This window comes from Streptomyces gamaensis (assembly GCF_042656465.1).
GTDB classification, from domain to species: domain Bacteria; phylum Actinomycetota; class Actinomycetes; order Streptomycetales; family Streptomycetaceae; genus Streptomyces; species Streptomyces gamaensis.
Map to the genome: position 1 here is coordinate 1 of NZ_JBHSPB010000042.1, position 22,626 is coordinate 22,626.

16 protein-coding genes and 1 pseudogene are annotated in these 22,626 nt (G+C 71.4%); 14 read left to right on the forward strand and 3 right to left on the reverse strand.

Annotated elements, in window-relative coordinates; all coding sequences use genetic code 11:
• A pseudogene (locus tag ACFP1Z_RS33055) lies at positions 1-467 on the reverse strand (hypothetical protein); the annotation flags it as partial.
• Positions 468-740: 273 nt separating this feature from the next.
• Between ACFP1Z_RS33055 and ACFP1Z_RS33060 the strand changes: the two are divergent.
• The 5 genes from ACFP1Z_RS33060 to ACFP1Z_RS33080 all read left to right on the forward strand — a co-directional run bounded on the left by ACFP1Z_RS33060 (position 741) and on the right by ACFP1Z_RS33080 (position 6,745).
• A complete protein-coding gene (locus ACFP1Z_RS33060) occupies positions 741-1,406 on the forward strand; it encodes a nucleoside/nucleotide kinase family protein (protein WP_390321692.1) in 666 nt (221 codons plus the stop codon).
• Positions 1,406-2,887, forward strand: coding sequence for an ATP-grasp domain-containing protein (locus tag ACFP1Z_RS33065; RefSeq protein ID WP_390321695.1), 1,482 nt, complete (start codon positions 1,406-1,408; stop codon positions 2,885-2,887). Before ACFP1Z_RS33060 ends, ACFP1Z_RS33065 begins: the two co-directional genes overlap by 1 nt.
• A gap of 7 nt (positions 2,888-2,894) precedes the next feature.
• Positions 2,895-4,565 carry a hypothetical protein gene (locus ACFP1Z_RS33070; RefSeq protein ID WP_390321697.1) on the forward strand — a complete coding sequence of 557 codons (1,671 nt, stop codon included), beginning with the start codon at positions 2,895-2,897 and terminating at the stop codon, positions 4,563-4,565.
• Between the two features lie 87 nt (positions 4,566-4,652).
• Positions 4,653-5,183 carry an NUDIX hydrolase gene (locus ACFP1Z_RS33075; protein ID WP_390321699.1) on the forward strand — a complete coding sequence of 177 codons (531 nt, stop codon included), beginning with the start codon at positions 4,653-4,655 and terminating at the stop codon, positions 5,181-5,183.
• 422 nt (positions 5,184-5,605) lie between these two features.
• Positions 5,606-6,745 carry an acyltransferase family protein gene (locus ACFP1Z_RS33080; RefSeq protein ID WP_390321701.1) on the forward strand — a complete coding sequence of 380 codons (1,140 nt, stop codon included), beginning with the start codon at positions 5,606-5,608 and terminating at the stop codon, positions 6,743-6,745.
• 8 nt (positions 6,746-6,753) lie between these two features.
• On the opposite strand, the gene eccCa is transcribed toward ACFP1Z_RS33080, so the two are convergent.
• Positions 6,754-10,737 carry a type VII secretion protein EccCa gene (gene eccCa, locus ACFP1Z_RS33085; protein ID WP_390321703.1) on the reverse strand — a complete coding sequence of 1,328 codons (3,984 nt, stop codon included), beginning with the start codon at positions 10,735-10,737 and terminating at the stop codon, positions 6,754-6,756.
• A gap of 205 nt (positions 10,738-10,942) precedes the next feature.
• On the opposite strand from eccCa, the gene eccD reads away from it, so the two are divergent.
• The 6 genes from eccD (at position 10,943) to ACFP1Z_RS33115 (ending at position 17,990) form a co-directional block, all read left to right on the forward strand.
• Positions 10,943-12,361, forward strand: a complete 1,419-nt coding sequence (gene eccD, locus ACFP1Z_RS33090; protein WP_390321705.1) for a type VII secretion integral membrane protein EccD — start codon at positions 10,943-10,945, stop codon at positions 12,359-12,361.
• 203 nt (positions 12,362-12,564) lie between these two features.
• Positions 12,565-12,852 carry a 30S ribosomal protein S15 gene (gene rpsO / locus ACFP1Z_RS33095; protein WP_390321707.1) on the forward strand — a complete coding sequence of 96 codons (288 nt, stop codon included), beginning with the start codon at positions 12,565-12,567 and terminating at the stop codon, positions 12,850-12,852.
• 270 nt (positions 12,853-13,122) lie between these two features.
• Positions 13,123-15,342: a polyribonucleotide nucleotidyltransferase gene (locus ACFP1Z_RS33100; RefSeq protein WP_390321709.1), complete on the forward strand. Its 2,220-nt coding sequence runs from the start codon at positions 13,123-13,125 to the stop codon at positions 15,340-15,342.
• Complete coding sequence (locus tag ACFP1Z_RS33105) at positions 15,339-16,718, forward strand: M16 family metallopeptidase (protein ID WP_390321711.1); 1,380 nt, start codon at positions 15,339-15,341, stop codon at positions 16,716-16,718. The genes ACFP1Z_RS33100 and ACFP1Z_RS33105 overlap by 4 nt, the downstream gene beginning before the upstream one ends.
• A 46-nt stretch (positions 16,719-16,764) precedes the next feature.
• Positions 16,765-17,520 carry a 4-hydroxy-tetrahydrodipicolinate reductase gene (gene dapB, locus ACFP1Z_RS33110; protein ID WP_390321714.1) on the forward strand — a complete coding sequence of 252 codons (756 nt, stop codon included), beginning with the start codon at positions 16,765-16,767 and terminating at the stop codon, positions 17,518-17,520.
• Between the two features lie 5 nt (positions 17,521-17,525).
• Positions 17,526-17,990 (forward strand): tetratricopeptide repeat protein, encoded by a 465-nt coding sequence (locus ACFP1Z_RS33115; protein WP_390321716.1) that lies wholly within the window; start codon positions 17,526-17,528, stop codon positions 17,988-17,990.
• 95 nt (positions 17,991-18,085) lie between these two features.
• Here ACFP1Z_RS33115 and ACFP1Z_RS33120 read toward each other — a convergent pair whose 3' ends face one another.
• Positions 18,086-18,328 (reverse strand): hypothetical protein, encoded by a 243-nt coding sequence (locus ACFP1Z_RS33120; RefSeq protein ID WP_390321718.1) that lies wholly within the window; start codon positions 18,326-18,328, stop codon positions 18,086-18,088.
• A gap of 229 nt (positions 18,329-18,557) precedes the next feature.
• Between ACFP1Z_RS33120 and thyX the strand changes: the two genes are divergently transcribed.
• From thyX to ACFP1Z_RS33135, 3 genes are all read left to right on the forward strand, one after another.
• Complete coding sequence (gene thyX, locus ACFP1Z_RS33125) at positions 18,558-19,298, forward strand: FAD-dependent thymidylate synthase (RefSeq protein ID WP_390321721.1); 741 nt, start codon at positions 18,558-18,560, stop codon at positions 19,296-19,298.
• A gap of 234 nt (positions 19,299-19,532) precedes the next feature.
• Positions 19,533-20,432: a 4-hydroxy-tetrahydrodipicolinate synthase gene (gene dapA / locus ACFP1Z_RS33130; protein ID WP_390321723.1), complete on the forward strand. Its 900-nt coding sequence runs from the start codon at positions 19,533-19,535 to the stop codon at positions 20,430-20,432.
• A gap of 168 nt (positions 20,433-20,600) precedes the next feature.
• The gene (locus ACFP1Z_RS33135) at positions 20,601-22,286 is read left to right on the forward strand and encodes a ribonuclease J (RefSeq protein WP_390321725.1); all 1,686 of its coding nucleotides are present in this window, start codon (positions 20,601-20,603) and stop codon (positions 22,284-22,286) included.
• Positions 22,287-22,626 lie beyond the last annotated feature (340 nt).

Sequence of the window (22,626 nt, forward strand, 5' to 3'; positions counted from 1 at the left end):
GGCCGGATGGGGCGGGGGAGCGGTTCGTCGGGGAGGTGCAGCCAGGGCTGGACGGCGCTGATCAGCTCTGAGCCGGTCAGCATGCGGGCGCTGGAAGGGCCGGTCTCGTCGGTCACTGCGTCGCTCCATACGGTGTCGATGATGGCTGCAACGACGGCGTCCGCCTTCCACGATCCGGTGGGCCCCGTCCCCGGGGGACTGTGCAATCCAAGGTCGGCGGGGGTCAGTGGCCGGGGCAGGTGGCACAAGCGGGTCAGGGTCTCGGCGATCAGGGCGGGCAGCGGCCTGCGCGGCTGCTCGCCGTGCTTGACCCATTTCCCGACGCGGGACCGGTCCGGCTGGATGTTGTGGAACCCGTGGGAGCGCGCCGTCTTGGTGATTTCCTCGGCGAGTTCCTCGTAGGTGACGTCAGCGACGTCCACCCAGTAGGCCAGGGCGACGTTGCGTCGGCGTGCCGGTCCCGTCACCGGGGCCCCCTTCGGTCAAGGGTGCGTGGTCGGTCGATGGACGGTGGCGCATCAGCCAGCCTACTGCCGGGCCGCCAACTGCCCGAGGGCCACGCGCTCTTCGCCGCAACACGCCACAGAACGCCACACGGTCCGGCCTGTGGCATCCGCCCGTAACCACGTCGGGCAACGGCTCGAAGCGCCACAGGGCCCGGGTGTCTGCTCATGAGCGACCGGTCGGCGCCCCTCGCTGGGCCTTCCGGCGCCGCAGGAACACCACCACGGAGGGGACCCGTGCGTATCAGCGTCAACGGATTGGACGGGAGCGGCAAGACGACCCTGGTCGAGGCGCTCGTCGAAGAGTTCACCAGTCGCGGTCACCGTGCGGTGGGGCACCGGGGTCTGCTCACCGAGCACCATCCCGCCCGGCGCCTGCTGAAGAAGCTGCCGCTGGTCAGGCAGCCCGACAGCGGCTTCATCACCACTGCGTACCTGCTGGCCGGGTACGCACTCGACGCGCTTCTGGTCAAACACGACCCGCCCCAGCCTGCGGATGCCGTCATCGTCCAGGACGGCTACGTCGACCGGACCGTGGCCTTCGGCATGGCCGACGGCCCGTATCTGGCTGCCACCCTCGCCCTGCGCTGGCCCCACGTCTTCACGAAGTTCGACGTCGCCGTGTATCTGCACGCCCCGCTCGACGTGCGGCGCGAGCGCCTGATGGCACGGCAGAAGCTGGACGCGGTGGACCTCCGCGGCATCGAGGACCCCGACTTCGCCGACCGGTTCACCGCCATGCTGGTGCACGGCATGGGCCGACGGCACCGGAGGTTGCTGGTCTTCGACACCTCCTGCCACACCCCCCAGGAGATGGCCGCCCAGATCGCCCAGGCCGCTCTCGGCGCGGCACCGCCTCCGCAGGGCGCCCTGGTCCGTTCCGAGTGGGGCAGGGCCGCCTGATGCCCGCTCAGATCCTGGTCGAGCCGGGTGTCGTATCGGCTGCGGACCGCGCACTGCGCGAGGCGCTCGCGGGCCGGCCGCTGGTGAGCGCCGAACGGTTCTGCGCCTCCCTGCGCACCGCCTACGCCGGGCCCGGCCCCATCGAGGCCGCGCGGCCCACGGTGGCGGTCGGCTGCTACCCGGCGTGGACGGCGGCGGCGCCGTGCTCGATGCTCGCCGCCGAGGAGCGCACCGGCGTGCGGGGACCGGATCAGCGCCGGTCCTGGACAGATGCCCTCGACGGCCCGGCCCGTGCGCTGCTGGCCGGGCTCGCCCGGCCGCCGGTGGTCTCCGCCTGGTATGCCACCGACCGGCTCCGCGCCTGGGCGGGACTGGGCGGCACGGTGGCGGCCATCGACGGGCGGCTGCGGGCCGTTGTCGAGGACAAGGCCGCGTTCACCGCGCTGCTGACGGCGGCCGGTGTGCCGCAGCGCCTGCGCATTCCCGCCGTCCGCATCGACGGGGCGCTGCCCGCGCTCGGTGAACTGCAGTGCATGGTCGGCTCCGAGCGGCTGGTCGTACAGTGCGGGGCCGACTCCGGCGGGCGCGGCACCACCTTCGTCACTGCCGACGCCGACCTGGAGGCTGCCGCGCGGATGCCGGGCCCGTACAAGGTGGCGGCGTTCGTCACCGGCTGGTCCTCGAACACCACCGTCCTGACCGTCCCGGCCGGTCGCGGGGTGGCCGTCTACGTTGATCGGCCCTCCCACAAGGCGGTCGGGGTGGCGGAAGCGGGGATCGCGCCGGGCAAGAGCGCGGGCAACGACTGGTCGAGGCCCTGGCCTGCCCGTGCAGCGACCGACCTGGTAGACGCCGCGGTGCGCATCGGCGAGTTCCTCTGGCGCGAGCACCGGGTGGCCGGCCTGTTCGGCCTGGACGCCCTCCTCACCGGTGACGGCGCCGTGCTGTTCAACGAGATCAACCTGCGCAACCAGGGCACCACCGAGGTATCCGGCGTCAACCAGCAGCTGCGCGGGCTGCCGCCCTTCGTCGTGGCCCACTTGACGGTGCTGCTGGGCGGCCTGGCCAACTGGCTCCCTGCGGCGGATGAGTTCAACGCGGCGACGATCAACACCGCCACACGGAGCGCGCCGGGCCCGTACTACCTCAAGCTGCGCCACCGCGGGCACACACCCGTCCGCGTGACCGGGCTGCGCGGTCCCGGCGTCTACCGGATCATCGACGGTCGCCTGGCCTGGGTCCGGCCCGGGGCGCACCCGGCGGACGCGGACGCCGACGTCGGCGAGGTACTGCTGGCCAACCTCCCCGACGAACGCGTGGTGTGCCTGCCCGGTGCCGAACTCGGCACCGCCGAGGCCCTGACCACCGGCCCCGGCGCGCCGTTCGCCGAGCCGCACGCCCTGTCGTCCTTCGGCCGCAGCGTCCTGGACGCCCTCGGCCACCAGCTCGAACCCGCAACCGACCCGACCACAGCGAGGTGAACCCTCCGTGCCCGCAACCACCATGACCTCCGGGCTGCGCGATCAGCTGCGCGCCCTGCCCGACGACGCCTTCACCCGCCTGCAATACCTGGCTCCAGCCATCGGCTGCTTCAACCGGTGCGCCTTCTGCTCCCAGTCCGCCGGCCGCGACGTGTGGCAGCTGACCCGGACCGGGCTTGTCGCCGTTCTCACCACGCTGGCCGATGTCGCGGCCGAGCGGGGCCTGACGATCGCGGGCGGCCGCGTCCACCGGCCGGGCGTCATCTTCCCTTATCTGGACAACGACATCGGCTCCTACCCGCACTTGGACACCTACGCCCAGCTCGCCCGCGACGTCCTCGGCGTGAAGCTGCGCGTCTCGACCGTCGGCTACTCCTCCCGCTCCGAGCGGCTGACCACCATGCACCGGCGCCTGGTCGCCGAGCACGGCGCAGTCTTCGACGGCATCCGCTTCTCCATCACCCCCTACACCCTCGGCTACACCGAGCAGGGCCCGGGACTGTCGAGGGACGCGTACGTCGAGGACCTCGCCGCGGCACTGGCCACGTACCGGCCGCTGCTGGACCGGCTCGGCCACGGCGCCGCCACCGCGGCCTGCGAACTGCGCTTCGCCCCGCTGCTGGGCACCGGGGAGCTGACGGACACCGTCACCGGCGGCCGGCACGTCCTGCACTGCCGCCCGCACCTGCTCATCGCCCACCAGCCAGACGGCGATGTGCCATTGCCGGAGACGGTCATCGAGCGGCTGGACGAGAACACCCAGCCGGTGTTCTCCCGCCCCGGCGCCCCGTACCTGCACGTCATCGCGGACGCCACCGAGCCGACTGATGTGGTGGTGCGGGCGGCGCTCGCCGGGGAGCTGACGGTGCCGCACCGGGCCCGTACGGTGCGGCTGCACCGGTTCGCCAACGCCGACGGCCCGTACTACGCCGCCGACCCCGACTTCCACCCCGACGGCACCTTCACCGCCCTCCAGCTCTACCCCAAGACCGAGACACGGAAGGCGTCCGGGTACACCGACGCCACCCGCTGGTTCCTCAACACCCTGCTCGGCCACAAAGCCCGCCTCGGCCTCGGCCGCCGCGACGAACACCAGCCAGCCACCGGCGCTGACGTCGACGCGGTCCTCGGCGCGCTCACCGACCAGGGCTACGCCCTCGAACGCATCGACCGCAGGGCCACCGCCCACCTGCGCGGGCACATCCACCCACAGGTCGCCGCCTACGCAGCGGCGCTGGAACGCGCCGGCTACCCGCCGAGCATGTTCTTCTCGCGCCGCTTCACCATCGATACCGGACAGATCGTCAACCAGGGCCGCGCCCAAGGGCTCTTCCGCGGACTCGCGGCCACCAACGGCGAACCGATGACCCCGCGCGAGGAACGCGGCTTCGGGCAGGTCAGCCTCTCCACCGTACGCGGCCCCGTCTGGCGCATCACCCCGCTGCCCCTCATCCCGGCCGGACACCTGCCCCTCACCGTGACCGGGAAGAAGAACCCGGCCGTGGCCGAGCCGAGTCTGCTGGTCGAGGAACTCGACCCCTGCCATCTCTCCCCCGTGATGCGCGCGACGGGCTGCCGGCTGCGGAGCCACAGGATCACCCTGCCTGACGGCATCGTCGAGCACGTCGGCTTGAAGCAGGGGCGGGAGGACTTCGCCCTGCCCGGCCTGGCGGCCTGACCCGTTCTCCGGGGCGGTCGGCGCTCCTGGGCGGGAAACCTGCCGTTTCCCGCCCGGCGCCGGCCGCCCCGCCGCGATACTGCGGCCATGACGCCGACCCCAGAACCGTTCTCCCGCATCAAAATCCGCACGGGCGCTGTGCTGTTCTGCGGCAACAACGTGGCCCTGATCCGCCGCGACCGCCCCGACTCCATCCACTACACCCCGCCCGGCGGCAACGTCGAGGCCGGTGAGGACCTGGACGCCGCGCTCCGCCGCGAACTCCTCGAAGAACTCGCCCTCGACACCACACAGGCGAGCGAACCGGAACTGCTGTGGGTCGTCGACCAGCGCGTGTCCCGCCCCGGCGCCACACCGCCCCCACGCAAAATCCACCTGCTCTACCGGCTCCACATCAGCGAAGACATCCGGGCGACCCTCGCCACCGAGGAGCACGACGAACTCGAAGACGGCAGCCACGAAGTGGGGGTGATCGAGTGGGTCGACTACCGCAAGACCGCCGACCTGCCGATCTTCCCGCCCATCGGTCCGGCGCTCGCGAGTCTGTCCAGCCCCTACGCCGTGGTCGGCAACGCGGCTCTGCCAGCCGTTACCGACGAGAACTACACCTGGAAGTAATCGCCCGCCCGGCCTGGCAACCAGGAGGCCCTGCGGCGCAGGTGATCGCACAGGCGGCGCAAGTAAATCGAATGCAAAAATTCCCTCTCATTCCATCCGGTGCACTTTCCCGGACATCCCGGATGAATGCCGACGAGCCGCCCCGCTCGCGTGACCCGTTTCTTTTCCTCTCGTTGACCTCCCGTACCTGTGAGCAGCCCACGCGGCGGCGGCACATAAGACGTGCGTGAGCTGTCTCACGGTGCGAGGAAAGGGGGCTGGGTGACCCCCTCGATCCCTCTCGTACCATTGCCGGGTTCGCCGCCGGAAAAGCCGTTCGTGATCATCGGGAAACGCTGTGTCGATCATTTCCGGACCGCACCACTCCGGCGGCATCCGCGTCTTTGTCCGTAAAGGCCGCAACCCCCACGAGGTGTCCATCTGTGAGCCCGCTGAGTCTGCCGACCCGAACGCCCTCCGCGACAACGGCTCCCGCCGGCACCACACCCGCGAAGGCGCGGCTCGACTCGCTCACCGGTCTCCGCTGGTTCGCCGCGCTGCTGATCTTCTGCTACCACTTCGCGTACGAGGAAGAGGGCTCGGGCTCCGCGCGGCACCTTCACGAACTGAAGGGGTGGACGCTGGCCGGCCCGTCGGCCGTGTCGTTCTTCTTCATCCTTTCCGGATTCGTCCTCGCCTGGTCGGCGCGGTCGGGCGACACGGTGACCGGGTTCTGGCGCCGTCGTTTCGCGCGGATCTATCCGAGTCACTTCGTCGCGTTCCTGATCGCGTGCGCGATGCTGCTGTGGATGGGGGAGAGCCTCGACCCCTCCACAGCCCTGGCGAACCTCACCCTCACCCAGTCCTGGGTGCCCGACCGCAACGACGTGTGGTTCGGCTACAACGGCGTCTCGTGGTCGCTGAGTTGCGAGTTCCTGTTCTACTTCAGCTTTCCGTTCGTCATCCCGCTGATCCGGCGGCTGAAGAACGCCGGGCTGTGGGCGACGGTGGTCCTCGGCAATGTCTTCGTGGTGCTCTTTCCGCTGCTCACCGGGCGCATCGAGCACGTCACCGGCTGGGACGCGAAGTTCTTCCTCTATATATTCCCGCCGGTTCGCCTCGTGGAGTTCGTGGTCGGTATCGCGCTCGCGCTGCTGGTGAAGAACGGCGCCTGGCGCGGTCCCGGGCTGCTGCTCAGCCTCGCCCTGTGTCTCGTGGGGATCTTCTGGGGCGTGCACCAGGTGTCGTACGACTTCCACTGGAGCGCGGTCACGGTCGTCCCGTACACCCTGACCGTCGCCGCGGCGGCCCGCGCGGACCTGTACGGCAAGCCCTCCGTGTTCCGGCACCGCCTGCTGGTCTACCTCGGTGAGGTCTCCTTCGCCTTCTATCTCCTGCACGAGATGGCCGTCTTCACCTTCAACCGGATATTCGAGGGGCAGCAGCCGCACCTCGCCCTGCACGTCGGCCTCGTGATGGCGGTCTCCCTCGTCGGCGCGATCCTGCTGCACGAGTTCGTGGAGAAGCCCGGTGTGAAACTGCTCAATCCCCGGCGGGACAACCCCGGGCGCAAGAAGAGCTGAAGAGGACCCTACGACTCCTCCGGCTCCCACCCCAGCTGCACCAGCGGCGTCCCCCTGCGCCGCGACACGAAGAACCCCCGCCCCGGCGGCATCGGCCGGGGCTTGACCCCGCCCAGGAGTTCGCCCTCGGCGGGGTCGCCGGACAGTACGACGCCCTGCGCCCCGAGCTCCTTCACCCGCTGCAAAAAGCTCTCGAACATCGAGCGGGACGCCCCCGCCGCGTTCCGGGCGATGATGAACCGCATTCCGATGTCCCGCGCGAACGGCAGATGCTCGGTGAGGACCGACAGGGGATTCCCCTGGCCCCCGGCCCCCGGGCCGCCCCCTGATCCCGACACCAGCTCGTAGTCGTCGACGATCACGAAGAACCGCGGCCCCGACCACCAGCTCCGGTCCCGCAACTGCTGCGGAGTGACATCCGGTTGCGGTGCGCGCCGCCGCATCAGTCCGGCGAGGGCTTCGGCGTGCACGGACAGGGCCGGGGCCAGTGGGGCGTACTCCAGCAGGTGCGACTCGGGGACGGCGCCGAGGAGCGTACGCCGGTAGTCGCCGACGACGATTTTCGCCTCGTCCGGCCCGTACCGCTGTGTGATCTGCCGCGCGAGCAGCCGCAGCAGCGCCGTTTTCCCCGACTCGCTCTCACCGAGCACGAGAAAGAACGGATCGGTGTCGAAGTCGACGAAGACGGGTTCCAGATTCGTCTCGTCGATACCGATGGCGACGCCGTGCTGCGGGAATTCGAAACCCTTGGGGAGTTCGTCCGCGCGCAGGGTGCGCGGCAGCAGCCGGACCCGGGGCGCCCGTGGGCCGGACCACGCCCCGGCCACCGCGCGCACCAGACCGGCGGTCGCCCCGGTGAGGTCCTCCGGGTCGCTGCCCCCGTCCGTACGCGGCAGGCCCGCCATGAAGTGCAGCTTCTCGGGGAGCTGGCCGCGGCCGGGGATCCCGGTGGGGACGTTCGCGGCGACCTTGCGGTCGAACTCGGAGTCCATCGGGTCGCCCAGGCGCAGCTCCAGCCGGTTGAGGAGCTGGTCCTTCAGGGCGGCGCGGACCTCCATGGTGCGGGAGGCGGTGACGACGACGTGCACGCCGTAGCCCAGGCCGCGCCCCGCGAGGTCGGCGACGACGCCCTCCAGGTGGTCGTACTCCTGGCGGAAGCTGCCCCAGCCGTCGATGACGAGGAAGACGTCGCCCCACGGCTGGTCCGTGTGCCCGCCGGCGGCCCGCTGCCTGCGGTAGGTGGCGATCGAGTCGACGGTGTGCGTACGGAAGTACTCCTCGCGGCGCGCGAGGACGCCCGCGACCTCGGCGACCGTACGGCGCACCCGCTCCGGGTCGAGCCGGGAGGCGACGCCGCCCACGTGCGGCAGCTCCGCGACCGCGCCCAGGCCCCCGCCGCCGAAGTCCAGCCCGTAGAACTGCACTTCGGCCGGGGTGTGGGTGAGCGCGAAGGAACAGATCAGGGTCCGCAGCAGCGTCGACTTGCCGGACTGCGGGCCGCCCACGACCAGCATGTTGCCGGCCGCGCCCGAGAAGTCGCGGAGCAGGACGTCACGCCGCTGCTCGAAGGGCTTGTCGACCAGGCCCAGCGGGACGACGAGCCGGCCGAGGTGCGGATGGCCCGGCGCGGTCAGCCCCCGCCCCTCGACGGTGGCAAGCCGCGGCAGCAGCTCGTCCAGGGGCGCGGCCCGCTCCAGCGGCGGCAGCCACACCTGGTGGGCGGGCGGGCCCTGCCCCTCCAGCCGGCGCACGATCACGTCGAGGACCGTGTCCGCCTGCGGCTCCTCGCCCGTACGGGCCGGGGCGGGCGCACCCGCGGCGTCCGGGGCGGCGTGAGTGACGGGCACGGGCGCGGCCGTGAACAGCACGGGACGGCGCACGAGAGGCAGTTGCCCGCCCTCGGTGTCCGCCGTCGCGCCCGTACGGTACGCGCCGGAGACGTACGCCGCCTTGAAGCGCGTCATCTCGTCCGTACCGAACTTCAGATAGCCCGAGCCCGGCACCGACGGCAGGTGGTAGGCGTCCGGCACCCCCAGGGCCGTCCGCGATTCGGCCGCCGAGAAGGTGCGCAGCCCGATCCGGTACGACAGATACGTCTCCAGCCCGCGCAGCCGCCCCTCCTCCAGCCGCTGGGAGGCCAGCAGCAGATGCACGCCCAACGAGCGGCCGATCCGGCCGATCTGGAGGAACATGTCGATGAAGTCGGGTTTGGCGGTGAGGAGTTCGCTGAACTCGTCGATGACGAGCACGAGCGAGGGCAGGGGCTCCAGCGCGGCACCGGCCGCCCGCGCCTTCTCGTAGTCGTGCACGTTCGCGAAGTTGCCCGCCGCGCGCAGCAGTTCCTGTCGGCGCTGCAGCTCGCCGGTGAGGGAGTCGCGCATGCGGTCCACGAGGGTGAGGTCGTCGGCGAGATTGGTGATCACGGCGGCGACGTGCGGCAGCGGTGACATGCCCGCGAAGGTCGCGCCGCCCTTGAAGTCCGCGAGGACGAAGTTGAGCGTCTCGGACGAGTGGCTCACCGCGAGCCCGAGGACCAGCGTGCGCAGCAGCTCCGACTTGCCCGAACCCGTCGCGCCCACGCACAGGCCGTGCGGGCCCATGCCGTCCTGCGCCGCCTCCTTCAGGTCCAGCATCACCGGCGAGCCGTCCTCGCCGACGCCGATCGGCACGCGCAGCCGCTCCGCCGCCGACCGGGGCCGCCACGTGCGGGCCGCGTCCACGGCGCCCGCGTCGCCCAGGCCCAGCAGATCGGTGAAGTCCAGGTTCGCCAGCAGCGGTTCGTCACCGTCACCACCGGCCTGCCGCAGCGGGGCGAGCTGCCGCGCGAGCGCCTCCGCGGCCTGGAGGGAGAGCACGTCCGGTACGCCCTCGTAGGTGGCGGTCTGCGAGTGCAGCCGCAGCTCGCCCGGCGCGACCACCACCCCCAGCCCGCCGCGTACCGCGTCGTCCGCCTCACCGGGCACCACCTCGACGACCGTGACGCCCTGCAGCCCCTCCGGCGCCGCGAACACCGAATCCGGGGGCACCGCCCCGCCGTCGAGCACCACCAGTACGTGCGGCTGGTCGAGCAGCGGCTGACCGTCCCGCGAGAAACGCGGCCGCCCCTCCAGGCGCGGGCGCAGCACCTCCTCCAGCTCGCCCAGGTCGTCACCGATCAGCCGGCGCGACCCCGCCCCGTCCACCACACCCGGCACGGCCACATGCGGCAGCCACTTCGCCCACTCCCAGTACGGTGCCGCGCCCCGCGCCGCGGCCACCGCGACGACCGCGTCCTGCGGCGAGTGCAGCGCGACCAACTGCGCGACCAGCGCCCGCGCGAGACCGCGCGCCGTGTCCGCGTCGCCCGAGACCGTCACGCGGGGGAACGCACGCAGCGACAGCGCGACCGGCAGGCCCTCCAACGAGGCGTGCGTATCGAGGAATCGCTGCATCGCACCCGTCGTCAGCGGCTCCAGATCGTCTATCGGCGCGGTCTGCGGAGCCACCACAGGAGTGGCGAGCCGTTGCGCGCCCAGGCCGACCCGCACCTGGCCGAAGTCCTCGTCGCCCGCGCGCCGTTCCCAGACCCGTGCGCCACCCGCGACCACCGCCCACAGCTGGTCGGGATCGGGGTGCAGGTACAACTGCGCGTCGCGCTGCGCCCGCGCCGTCCGCAGCACGCTGCGGCGCGTCTGCGCAAGGTACTTGAGATAGTCGCGGCGCAGCTCCGCCGTCTGCCCCTGCGAGCCCTGACGGTGCCGGACGACCATCGCGACCGTCATCCCGAGCGTCGAGCACATCATCAGGACGCCCATGATCTTCATCATCGGGCCGCTGCCCGGCAGGAAGAAGTACACCATCGACGAGGCCATGCCCAGCGTCGGCAACAGTTGCAGCAGCACCCCCTCGTGCCGTCCGCGCGGCAGCTCGGGCGGCGCCTGGAGCCGCACCTCCGCGTCGGGCACCTCCGGCGGCAGGACCCGCGGCGGACGATGGACGACGACCTGGCTCACGCGATGCCCCAACCCCTCGGCGTTGCAAGGAAAGAGTTTCCGCCCCCTCGGCGAACGGCGATCCTATCGACGTGATCGCCGACGGCACCGATAGGGTGGCCGCCGCACGCGTGCGCGGGCCAACTCCGCCCGCCGCACGCGCCGTTCACGCTCCGCCGACAGTGGGCGGAAACCGGTGGAAAGCGACACACAGGAGGCCTTGCAGGTGAGTACGTCCACGGCGACCGGCTTCTGCCGCGTGACCGTCGTCGCGCCCGACAGCCGCGTCGACGTCGCCCTGCCCGACGACGTCCCCCTCGCCGACCTCCGCCCCGAGATCCTGCGGCTGACCGGCCACACCCAGCCCGCCGGCACCCCCACCGGCCACCACCTCGTCCGCCGCGACGGCACCATCCTCGACAGCGCCCGCTCCCTGGCCGCCCAGCGCGTCCTCGACGGCGAGCTGCTCGCCCTGCGGCCCTTCGCGGAGTCCCTGCCGCCCGCCGTCCACGACGACGTCACCGACGCGGTCGCCGCCGTCGCCGCCGACCGCGCCCTGTGGACCGGCCGCCTCCTGCGCGCCTGCGGACTGTCCGGCGGGGCACTGCTGCTCGCGCTGACGGCCTGCGTGCTGTGGTTCGCCGAACCGCGCCGGCACGACATGCACGGCCTGCCCGGCGCCGTCGCCGCGACGGTCGGCGTGCCGCTGGCCGTGCTCGCGGGCGTACGGGCACGGATCTACGCCGACCGCGCCTGCGCCGTCGCCCTGGGGCTGGCCGCCCTGCCGCAGCTCATGACCGCCGGGTCCGGGCTCGTCGCGCCGCCGGCGGGGGAGGGGGCCGGGCGGCTGCAGTTCCTGCTCGGCTGCGCCGCAGTCCTCGTCGCCTCCGCCGCGCTCGTCGCCGCCCTGCCCGCCGCCGACGCCCCCTTCGTCGCGGCGGTCACCGCGGCCGCCACCGGCTGCCTCGCCGCGTTCTGCACGATCCTCACCGGCGCCCGGCCCGCCGACGCCGCCGCGGTCTGCGCCGTCGTCGCGCTCGGCGCCCTCGCCTTCCTGCCCGGCCTGTCCGCCCGCGCCGCGCGGCTGCCCATCGGCTACACGGCACCCCGCGCCGGCGGCGGTGACACTCCCGGCGACGACCGCGCCCCGGCCGTCGACGCCGACGCGATCGCCGCCCGGGTCCGCCGCGGCCACCAGCTGCTGCTCGGCCTCGTCGGCGGCTGCTCCGCCGTCGTCACCGGCTCCGCCGCCGTCCTCGCCTTCTCCGCCGGGCCCTGGGAACGGCTCCTCGCGCTCGCCGCGGGCCTCGCCATGCTCCTGCGCGCCCGCCTCTTCCGCTACACCACCCAGGTCGCCGCCGTCCTCGGCGCGGGCTTCGCCGCGCTCGTCCTGCTCACGCTCGGCCTGTCCCTGCACCCGCCGGCCGGCCACGGCGCCGACATCCGTACGCTCTGGCTCGCCGCCGCCGTCACCGCCGGCGGCGCCCTGCTCACCGCCGTCGCCCTGATCGTCCCCCGCAAGGGGCTCTCCCCCTTCTGGGGACGGGCCGCCGACCTCGCCGAGAGCGCGCTGCTCCTCGCGCTCGTCCCGCTGTGCCTCGCGGTCCTCGGCGTCTACGGCACCGCCCGCGGACTCGCCGCCTGACCGGCCCGTACCCTTCGGCCGGCGCACGGCGGGTACGGCCCGGCCGGGCTGGTACTGTGTCCAGTGGCCGTTTGTGTACGCGCCCCCGGAGCACATCTGGGGACAGCGCCCAGCGGACCCCGCCTCCCGAGTAACGGAAGCTCTCCTGAGACCAAGACCAGGGGCACTCGGTGGCCAAAGCAAAAGACTCAGAAGGAGTACGCGTGTCGCTCGACGCCGCCACGAAGAAGCAGATCATGGCCGAGTTCGCCACCAAGGAGGGCGACACCGGCTCCCCCGAGGTCCAGGTCGCGCTGCTCACCCGCCGCATCCAGGACCTGACCGAGCACCTGAAGGCGCACAAGCACGACCACCACTCCCGCCGTGGTCTGCTGCTGCTCGTCGGCCAGCGCCGCCGCATGCTGCAGTACCTGGCCAAGACGGACATCCAGCGCTTCCGTACGCTGGTCGACCGCCTCGGCATCCGCCGCGGTGCCGCCGGCGCCAAGTAAGACACCGTGACAGGGAGCGGTTCCCGTAAGTGGGGGCCGCTCCCTTCGCGTATCTCGTGGGACGCCGAAGCTTTGTAGTCTGGTCCCACAACGCCAAACAGAACAGCACGAGGAGGAGCGCCACACTCGCCGCCGGTCCTCGGTAGTGGCCCCCGGAAACCACGATTCCGGGTGCTTCGATCGAAGACCGGCCCGTACCGAGGCGTGAGGCGCCCTCCGCCACCGCCCCCCGACCCCGTCGTGAGGGGCGCAGACGAGGAGATATCCCTGGTGGAGAACGAGACCCACTACGCCGAGGCCGTCATCGACAACGGCGCCTTCGGCACCCGCACGATCCGCTTCGAGACGGGCCGCCTGGCCCGCCAGGCCGCCGGCTCCGCCGTGGCCTACCTGGACGACGACACCATGGTGCTGTCGGCCACCACCGCCTCCAAGAAGCCCAAGGACCAGCTCGACTTCTTCCCGCTGACGGTCGACGTCGAGGAGCGGATGTACGCGGCCGGCAAGATCCCCGGCTCGTTCTTCCGCCGTGAGGGCCGCCCCTCCGAGGACGCCATCCTCACCTGCCGTCTGATCGACCGCCCGCTGCGCCCGTCCTTCGCCAAGGGCCTGCGCAACGAGATCCAGGTCGTCGAGACGGTCATGGCGCTCAACCCCGACCACCTCTACGACGTGGTCGCCATCAACGCCGCCTCCTGCTCCACCCAGCTCGCGGGCCTGCCCTTCTCCGGCCCCATCGGCGGTACCCGCGTCGCCCTGATCAAGGGCCAGTGGGTGGCCTTCCCGACCCACACCGAGCTGGAGGACGCCGTCTTCGACATGGTCGTCGCCGGCCGGGTCCTGGAGGACGGCGACGTCGCGATCATGATGGTCGAGGCCGAGGCCACCGAGAAGACGATCCAGCTGGTCGAGGGCGGCGCCGAGGCCCCCACCGAGGAGGTCGTCGCCGCCGGTCTGGAGGCCGCCAAGCCCTTCATCAAGGTGCTGTGCCGCGCCCAGTCCGAGCTCGCCGCCAAGGCCGCCAAGCCGGTCGCCGAGTTCCCGATCTACCTCGACTACGAGGACGACGTGCTCGCGGCCCTGACCAAGGCCGTCCGCGACGAGCTCGCCCGGGCGCTGACCATCGCCGGCAAGCAGGAGCGCGAGGCCGAGCTCGACCGCGTCAAGGAGCTCGCCGCCGAGAAGCTGCTCCCGGAGTTCGAGGGCCGCGAGAAGGAGATCTCCGCCGCGTACCGCTCCCTGACCAAGACCCTGGTCCGTGAGCGCGTCATCAAGGAGAAGAAGCGCATCGACGGCCGCGGTGTCACCGACATCCGCACGCTGGCCGCCGAGGTCGAGGCCATCCCGCGGGTGCACGGCTCGGCCCTGTTCGAGCGCGGCGAGACCCAGATCCTGGGCGTCACCACGCTGAACATGCTGCGCATGGAGCAGCAGCTCGACACCCTTTCCCCGGTGACGCGCAAGCGCTACATGCACAACTACAACTTCCCGCCGTACTCCACCGGTGAGACCGGCCGCGTCGGCTCCCCCAAGCGCCGCGAGATCGGCCACGGCGCCCTCGCCGAGCGCGCGCTCGTGCCGGTGCTGCCGAGCCGCGAGGAGTTCCCGTACGCCATCCGCCAGGTCTCCGAGGCGCTCGGCTCCAACGGCTCCACCTCCATGGGCTCGGTCTGCGCCTCCACCATGTCGCTGCTGAACGCCGGTGTGCCGCTCAAGGCCCCGGTCGCCGGTATCGCCATGGGCCTGATCTCCCAGGAGATCGACGGCGAGACCCACTACGTCACCCTCACCGACATCCTCGGTGCGGAGGACGCCTTCGGCGACATGGACTTCAAGGTCGCCGGTACGAAGGAGTTCGTCACCGCCCTGCAGCTCGACACCAAGCTCGACGGCATCCCCGCCTCGGTCCTGGCCGCCGCGCTCAAGCAGGCCCGCGACGCCCGCCTGCACATCCTCGACGTGATGATGGAGGCCATCGACACGCCGGACGAGATGTCCCCGCACGCCCCGCGGATCATCACCGTCAAGATCCCGGTGGACAAGATCGGTGAGGTCATCGGCCCCAAGGGCAAGATGATCAACCAGATCCAGGAGGACACCGGCGCCGAGATCACCATCGAGGACGACGGCACCATCTACATCGGTGCCGCCGACGGCCCCTCCGCCGAGGCCGCCCGCGCCACGATCAACGGCATCGCCAACCCGACCATGCCCGAGGTCGGCGAGCGCTACCTGGGCACGGTCGTCAAGACCACGACCTTCGGCGCGTTCGTCTCCCTCATGCCGGGCAAGGACGGCCTGCTGCACATCTCGCAGATCCGCAAGCTCGCCGGCGGCAAGCGCGTGGAGAACGTCGAGGACGTGCTCGGCGTGGGCCAGAAGGTCCAGGTCGAGATCGCCGAGATCGACCAGCGCGGCAAGCTCTCGCTCGTCCCGGTCATCGAGGACGAGGACGCCAAGGACGAGGCGAAGGACGACTCCGCCAAGTGACGTCCCGTAGCACACGGTTGACGGCCCGCACCTCTTCGGAGGGGCGGGCCGTCGCCCGTACCCAAACGCTTCTCAAGGGCGAGAACGGCATCGGCACGGTGCGCCGCACCACCCTCCCCGGCGGCCTGCGCGTCGTCACCGAGACCCTGCCGTCGGTGCGTTCCGCGACCTTCGGCATCTGGGTGGGCGTCGGCTCCCGCGACGAGACGCCCACGCTCAACGGCGCCACCCACTACCTGGAGCACCTGCTCTTCAAGGGCACCCGCAAGCGCAGCGCACTCGACATCTCCTCCGCCATCGACGCCGTCGGCGGCGAGATGAACGCCTTCACGGCCAAGGAGTACACCTGCTACTACGCGCGGATCCTCGACACCGATCTGCCGCTCGCCATCGACGTCGTCTGTGACATGCTCACCGGCTCGCTCATCGACGCCGCCGACGTCGACGCCGAACGCGGCGTGATCCTCGAAGAGATCGCCATGACGGAGGACGACCCGGGCGACTGCGTGCACGACCTGTTCGCGCACACCATGCTCGGCGACACCCCCCTCGGCCGCCCCGTGCTCGGCACCGTCGACACCATCAACGCGCTCACCCGCGAGCGGATCGCCCGCTTCTACAAGAAGCACTACGACCCGACCCACCTGGTCGTGGCCGCCGCGGGCAACGTCGACCACGCCAAGGTCGTCCGCCAGGTGCGGGCCGCCTTCGACAAGGCCGGCGCCCTGGGCCGCGGCGACGCCGCCCCCGCCGCCCCGCGCGCCGGGCAGCGGGCGATCCGCACCGCCGGCCGCGTCGAACTGCTGGCCCGCAGGACCGAACAGGCCCACGTCGTCCTCGGCATGCCCGGCCTGGCCCGCACCGACGAGCGCCGCTGGGCCCTGGGCGTGCTCAACACCGCCCTCGGCGGCGGCATGAGCTCGCGGCTCTTCCAGGAGGTCCGGGAGAAGCGCGGCCTCGCCTACTCCGTCTACTCCTACACCTCCGGCTTCGCCGACTGCGGCCTCTTCGGCGTCTACGCCGGCTGCCGGACCGGCCAGGTCCACGACGTCCTGCGGATCTGCCGCGAGCAGCTCGACCAGGTCGCCGCGGAGGGGCTGACGGACGAGGAGATCACCCGCGCCGTCGGACAGCTCGCCGGCTCCACGGTCCTCGGACTGGAGGACACCGGCGCCCTGATGAACCGCATCGGCAAGAGCGAACTGTGCTGGGGCGAGCAGATGTCCGTCGACGACATGCTCGCCCGGATCTCGGCCGTCACCCCGGACGAGGTCCGCGCGGTGGCCCGCGACGTGCTGGGACAGCGCCCCTCGCTGTCCGTCATCGGCCCGCTCAACGACAGGCAGGCGGCACGCCTGGACGAAGCCGTGGCCTGACCGGGAAACGACACGGCCCGACCGAGGAAACGAGGAAACAACCCACATGAGCAGCAAGCTGCGGGTAGCGGTCATCGGCGCCCAGGGGCGCATCGGCTCCGAGGCCGTACGGGCCGTGGAGGCCGCCGAGGACATGGAGCTGGTGGCCGCGCTGGGCCGGGGCGACAAGCTCACGGCACTCACCGACGCGGGCGCCCAGGTCGCCGTCGAACTCACCCACCCCGACGCGGTCATGGGCAACCTGGAGTTCTGCGTCGCCAACGGCATCCACGGCGTCGTCGGCACCACCGGCTGGACCGAGGACCGGCTCGCCACCCTGCGCTCCTGGCTGGCCGCCGCCCCGCAGGTCGGCGTGCTCATCGCGCCCAACTTCTCGATCGGCGCCGTCCTGACGATGCGGTTCGCCCAGCAGGCCGCCCGCTACTTCGAGTCCGTCGAGGTCGTCGAGCTGCACCACCCCAACAAGGCCGACGCCCCCTCCGGCACGGCCACCCGCACCGCGCAGCTCATCGCCGCCGCACGGCGCGAGGCGGGCTGCGCCCCGCAGCCCGACGCCACGACCACCGCCCTGGAAGGGGCGCGCGGCGCCGACGTCGACGGGGTGCCGGTGCACGCGGTCCGGCTGCGCGGGCTCCTGGCCCACCAGGAAGTCCTCTTCGGGGACACCGGCGAGACGCTGACCATCCGGCACGACTCGATGCACCACAGCTGCTTCATGCCGGGCATCCTGCTCGGCGCGCGGCGCGTGGTGGACGCCCCCGGCCTGACCTTCGGCCTGGAACACTTCCTGGACCTGGGCTGAGCACGGTGCGCGCCAAGGTCGTCTACTTCGCCCTGGCCGCCGTCCTGGTCGTCTACTTCGTCCTGGTCGGCAGCCGCGGCGTCATGCTCATCCAGCAGGGCACGCCCGTCACGGTCGCCTTCGGCGCGGCCGTGCTGGTCCTGCCGTTCATCGGGGTCTGGTTCCTCTACCAGACCACCAAGTTCGCGCGCGACGCCGACCGGCTGGCCCGCGAACTCGACGCCGAGGGCGGACTCCCGGTCGACGAGCTGGTCCGCACGCCCGGCGGCCGTATCGACCGGGACTCCGCGGACGAGGTCTTCGCCCGCCGCAAGGAGGAGACGGAGGCCGCTCCGGGGGACTGGCGCGCCTGGTTCCGCCTGGCCGTCGCCTACCACGACGCCCGGGACACCCCGAGGGCCCGCAAGGCCATGCAGCGGGCCATCGCCCTGCACGACAACAAACCGGTCCGCGCGGACGCGGCCCGGTAACCCGCCTGCGGCGCGCGGGAGTCGGCAGCAGGAGCCGAACGGGACGGGCCGGTGCCGCGCAGCCCTGCGCGGCACCGGCCCGTCGGTGGTGATGCTCAGCGCCCGTCCGACGCCTGCGACTGCTGGGACTGGTGCTGGCCGGGGACCGGCGTCTGCATCGACGGCATGCCGAACAGCAGGGCGCCCACGAGACCGCACGTCACCGTCAGCCCCACGAGCAACCGCCCGGCTATCTCGCCCCGGCTCGCCCGGTCTCTGGGCGGAGGCGTGACGTTGCTGCGGTAGCGCTCGGCCTCTGCGACAAAGGCGAACGGCACGGGCTCTCGCCGGCGGAACATGAGGGCTCTCCTAGGAACCTCGAAGTGGGCTGTCACACAGAAGGACGTTCGAGAGGCCCATGTGGTGCCCGATTCCGCCGACTTCTGTGAAAAATCTCAACCCGCGGACCTCTGGCGCCGATTCCCGGCCGTCCTCGTCCCCGGCGCACCGAGCGCGGCGGGGTGAGTGTCAGTGGCGGCCCGTAGGCTGGGCGCCGCTCGTGCAATGCGACAGGAAGGACGTCCCCCGGTGACCGACACCCCCACCGACCACCTCAAGCCCTCGTTCCGCAGCGACGTGTCCGTCGAGCTGGTCAAGCACAGCGCCGCCGACAGCGACGTGCTGTGGGCCGCGCGGGTCTCGACCGCCGGCGAGCAGTCCCTGGACGAGCTCACCAAGGACCCCGAGCGCTCCAAGGGCCTGATCAACTTCCTGATGCGCGACCGGCACGGCAGCCCCTTCGAGCACAACTCGATGACCTTCTTCATCAGCGCGCCGATCTTCGTCTTCCGCGAGTTCATGCGCCACCGCGTGGGCTGGTCCTACAACGAGGAGTCCGGCCGCTACCGCGAGCTGCAGCCGGTGTTCTACGTGCCGGGCCGGGACCGCAAGCTGGTCCAGGAGGGCCGCCCCGGCAAGTACGTCTTCGTCGACGGCAGCGACGAGCAGCACGAGCTGACCGGCCGCGTCATGGAGGACTCCTACCGCCGCTCCTACGAGGCGTACCAGGAGATGCTGGACGCGGGCGTCGCCCGCGAGGTCGCCCGCTCGGTGCTGCCGGTCGGCCTCTACTCGTCGATGTACGCCACCTGCAACGCGCGCTCGCTGATGCACTTCCTGGGCCTGCGCACCCAGCACGAGCAGGCCACCGTCCCCTCCTTCCCGCAGCGCGAGATCGAGATGGTCGGCGAGAAGATGGAGGCGGAGTGGGCCAAGCTCATGCCGCTCACCTACGCCGCGTTCAACAAGAACGGCCGCGTCGCTCCGTGACACTCTGCGTCACGGGAGCGGGCACGGCGCACCGGCGGATGCCGACGGGGACGGGGGAGCGGCACCGGGGGACGGACAGCCGCAACGGTGTCCGTATTGCGGCCTTTCGTGACTTTCATCTAGGCTGAACAAACGGACCCGGCACTGCTTGAACCCCCGAGCAGGCAGTGCCGGGATCCCCTTGGCACTCCCCGAGGGAGCACCTCACGGTGAGCAACGAGTAGCGTGGCCCCCATGGCTCCGACCTCCACACCGCACACGCCCTTCGGGCGGGTTCTGACCGCCATGGTCACGCCCTTCACCGCCGAAGGCGCTCTCGACCTCGACGGCGCGCAGCGGCTCGCCGCCCACCTGGTGGACGCCGGTAACGACGGCCTGATCGTCAACGGCACCACCGGCGAGTCCCCCACCACCAGCGATGCGGAGAAAGCCCAGCTCGTACGGGCCGTGGTCGAGGCGGTCGGAGACCGGGCACACGTCGTCGCCGGAGCCGGCACCAACGACACCCGGCACAGCACCGAGCTGGCCCGCGCCGCCGAGAAGGCGGGCGCCCACGGCCTCCTCGTCGTCACGCCCTACTACAACAAGCCCTCGCAGGAGGGCCTCCACCGGCACTTCACGGCGGTCGCCGACGCCACCGGCCTGCCGGTGATGCTCTACGACATCCCCGGCCGCAGCGGGGTCGCGATCGAGACCGACACCCTGGTCCGGCTGGCGGAGCACCCCCGGATCGTGGCCAACAAGGACGCCAGGGGCGACCTCGGGTGCGCGAGCTGGGCCATCGCCCGCTCCGGCCTCGCCTGGTACTCCGGCGACGACATGCTGAACCTGCCGCTGCTGTCCGTCGGCGCCGTCGGCTGTGTCTCGGTCGTCGGCCACGTCGTCGCGGCCGAACTGCGTGAGCTCATCTCCTCCTACCTCGCCGGGGACGTCGCGCGCGCCGCCCGGATCCACCAGAGGCTGCTCCCGGTCTACACCGGCATGTTCCGCGCCCAGGGCGTCATGACCACCAAGGCCGCCCTGAACCTGCGGGGGCTGCCCGCGGGCCCGGTACGGCTGCCGCTCGTCGGGCTCGACGCCGAGGAGACCGAACAGCTCAAGCGCGATCTCGTGGCCGGAGGGGTACAGCTCTAGCCAGAGGACACGCACGCGGCGCCCCACCGCCGTCGCCACAGACTTCACAACTCCATACCGAACAGCAGCTGAACCAGCTGCATGCCGAAAACAACTGCAAGTGCACGAATGTCACGCGCGCCATGTGTCCCGAGGAGGGCATGTGGCGCGCGTGGTGAGGAGAGTCTTTTGAGCCACCCGCACCCTGAACTGGGCTTGCCGCCGGAGCTGCCCGAGGGCGGTCTGAGGGTCACGCCCCTCGGCGGCCTCGGCGAGATCGGCCGCAATATGACGGTCTTCGAGTACGGCGGCCGTCTGCTGATCGTCGACTGCGGAGTGCTCTTCCCCGAGGAGGAGCAGCCCGGAATCGATCTGATCCTGCCGGACTTCTCGTCCATCCGGGACCGCCTCGACGACATCGAGGGCATCGTGCTCACGCACGGCCACGAGGACCACATCGGCGGCGTCCCCTACCTGCTCCGCGAGAAGCCGGACATCCCGCTCATCGGCTCCAAGCTGACCCTGGCCCTGATCGAGGCCAAGCTGCAGGAGCACCGCATCCGCCCTTACACGCTTGAGGTCGCCGAGGGCGACCGCGAGCGCCTGGGCCCCTTCGACTGCGAGTTCGTCGCGGTCAACCACTCCATCCCGGACGCCCTCGCCGTCGCCATCCGCACCCCGGCCGGTATGGCCGTGCACACCGGCGATTTCAAGATGGACCAGCTGCCGCTGGACCGCCGGCTGACCGACCTGCCGGCCTTCGCCCGCCTCGGCGAGGAGGGCATCGATCTGCTGCTCGTGGACTCCACGAACGCCGAGGTCCCCGGCTTCGTGCCGCCCGAGCGGGACATCTCCGGGGTACTGCGCCAGGTCTTCGCCGGAGCCCAGAAGCGCATCATCGTGGCCAGCTTCGCCAGCCACGTCCACCGCATCCAGCAGATCCTGGACGCGGCGCACGAGTACGGCAGACGCGTGGCCTTCGTGGGCCGCTCCATGGTCCGCAATATGGGCATCGCCCGCGACCTGGGCTATCTGCGGGTCCCGGCCGGGCTCGTCGTCGACGTCAAGACGCTGGACGACCTGCCGGACGACGAGGTCGTGCTCGTGTGCACCGGCTCCCAGGGCGAGCCCATGGCCGCGCTGTCCCGGATGGCCAACCGCGACCACCAGATCCGTATCGTCCAGGGCGACACGGTCATCCTGGCCTCGTCCCTCATCCCGGGCAACGAGAACGCGGTCTACCGCGTGATCAACGGCCTGACCCGCTGGGGCGCCAATGTGGTCCACAAGGGCAATGCCCGGGTGCACGTCTCGGGCCACGCCTCGGCGGGCGAGCTGCTGTACTTCTACAACATCTGCAAGCCCAGGAACCTGATGCCGGTCCACGGAGAGTGGCGGCACCTGCGGGCCAACGCGGAACTCGGCGCGCTCACCGGCATCCCGAAGAACCACATCGTGATCGCCGAGGACGGCGTCGTGGTCGACCTCGTCGACGGCCAGGCGAAGATCGTCGGCAAGGTCCAGGCCGGCTATGTGTACGTCGACGGCCTCTCGGTCGGCGATGTCACCGAGGCCTCGCTCAAGGACCGCCGCATCCTCGGTGACGAGGGCATCATCAACGTCTTCGTCGTGGTCGACAGCACCACCGGCAAGGTCGTGGGCGGCCCGCAGATCCAGGCCCGCGGCTCCGGCATCGACGACGGGGCGTTCTCCGCCGTGGTCCCGAAGATCGAGGACGCGATCGCCAGGTCCGCCTCCGACGGCGTGGTCGAGCCGCACCAGCTCCAGCAGCTGGTCCGCCGCACCCTCGGCAAGTGGGTCTCCGACACCTACCGCCGCCGCCCGATGATCCTCCCTGTGGTCGTCGAGGTCTGACGCACGGTCAGCCGTACGCCCGCCGCCCCGACGCCGATTTGCGTCGGGGCGCGGCCGTCCAGTAGCTTTACGTTCCCGCCGCACGGGAACCCCCTCGGACTCCGCCAGGAGCCAGGTCGTTCCGAAAGCGGCGGGAATTCCGACCCGGAGCAATCTGATAAAGTCGGAACCGCCGGAAAGCGAGAGCTGAAAGGCAAAAACCCCGCTCCAGCATGGGGCCAGGGCCGGAAATCGGATCTGGTAAGGTTGGAAACACCGAAGGGAAGCGCCGGAGGAAAGCCCGAGAGGGTGAGTACGAAGGAAGCGTCCGTTCCTTGAGAACTCAACAGCGTGCCAAAAG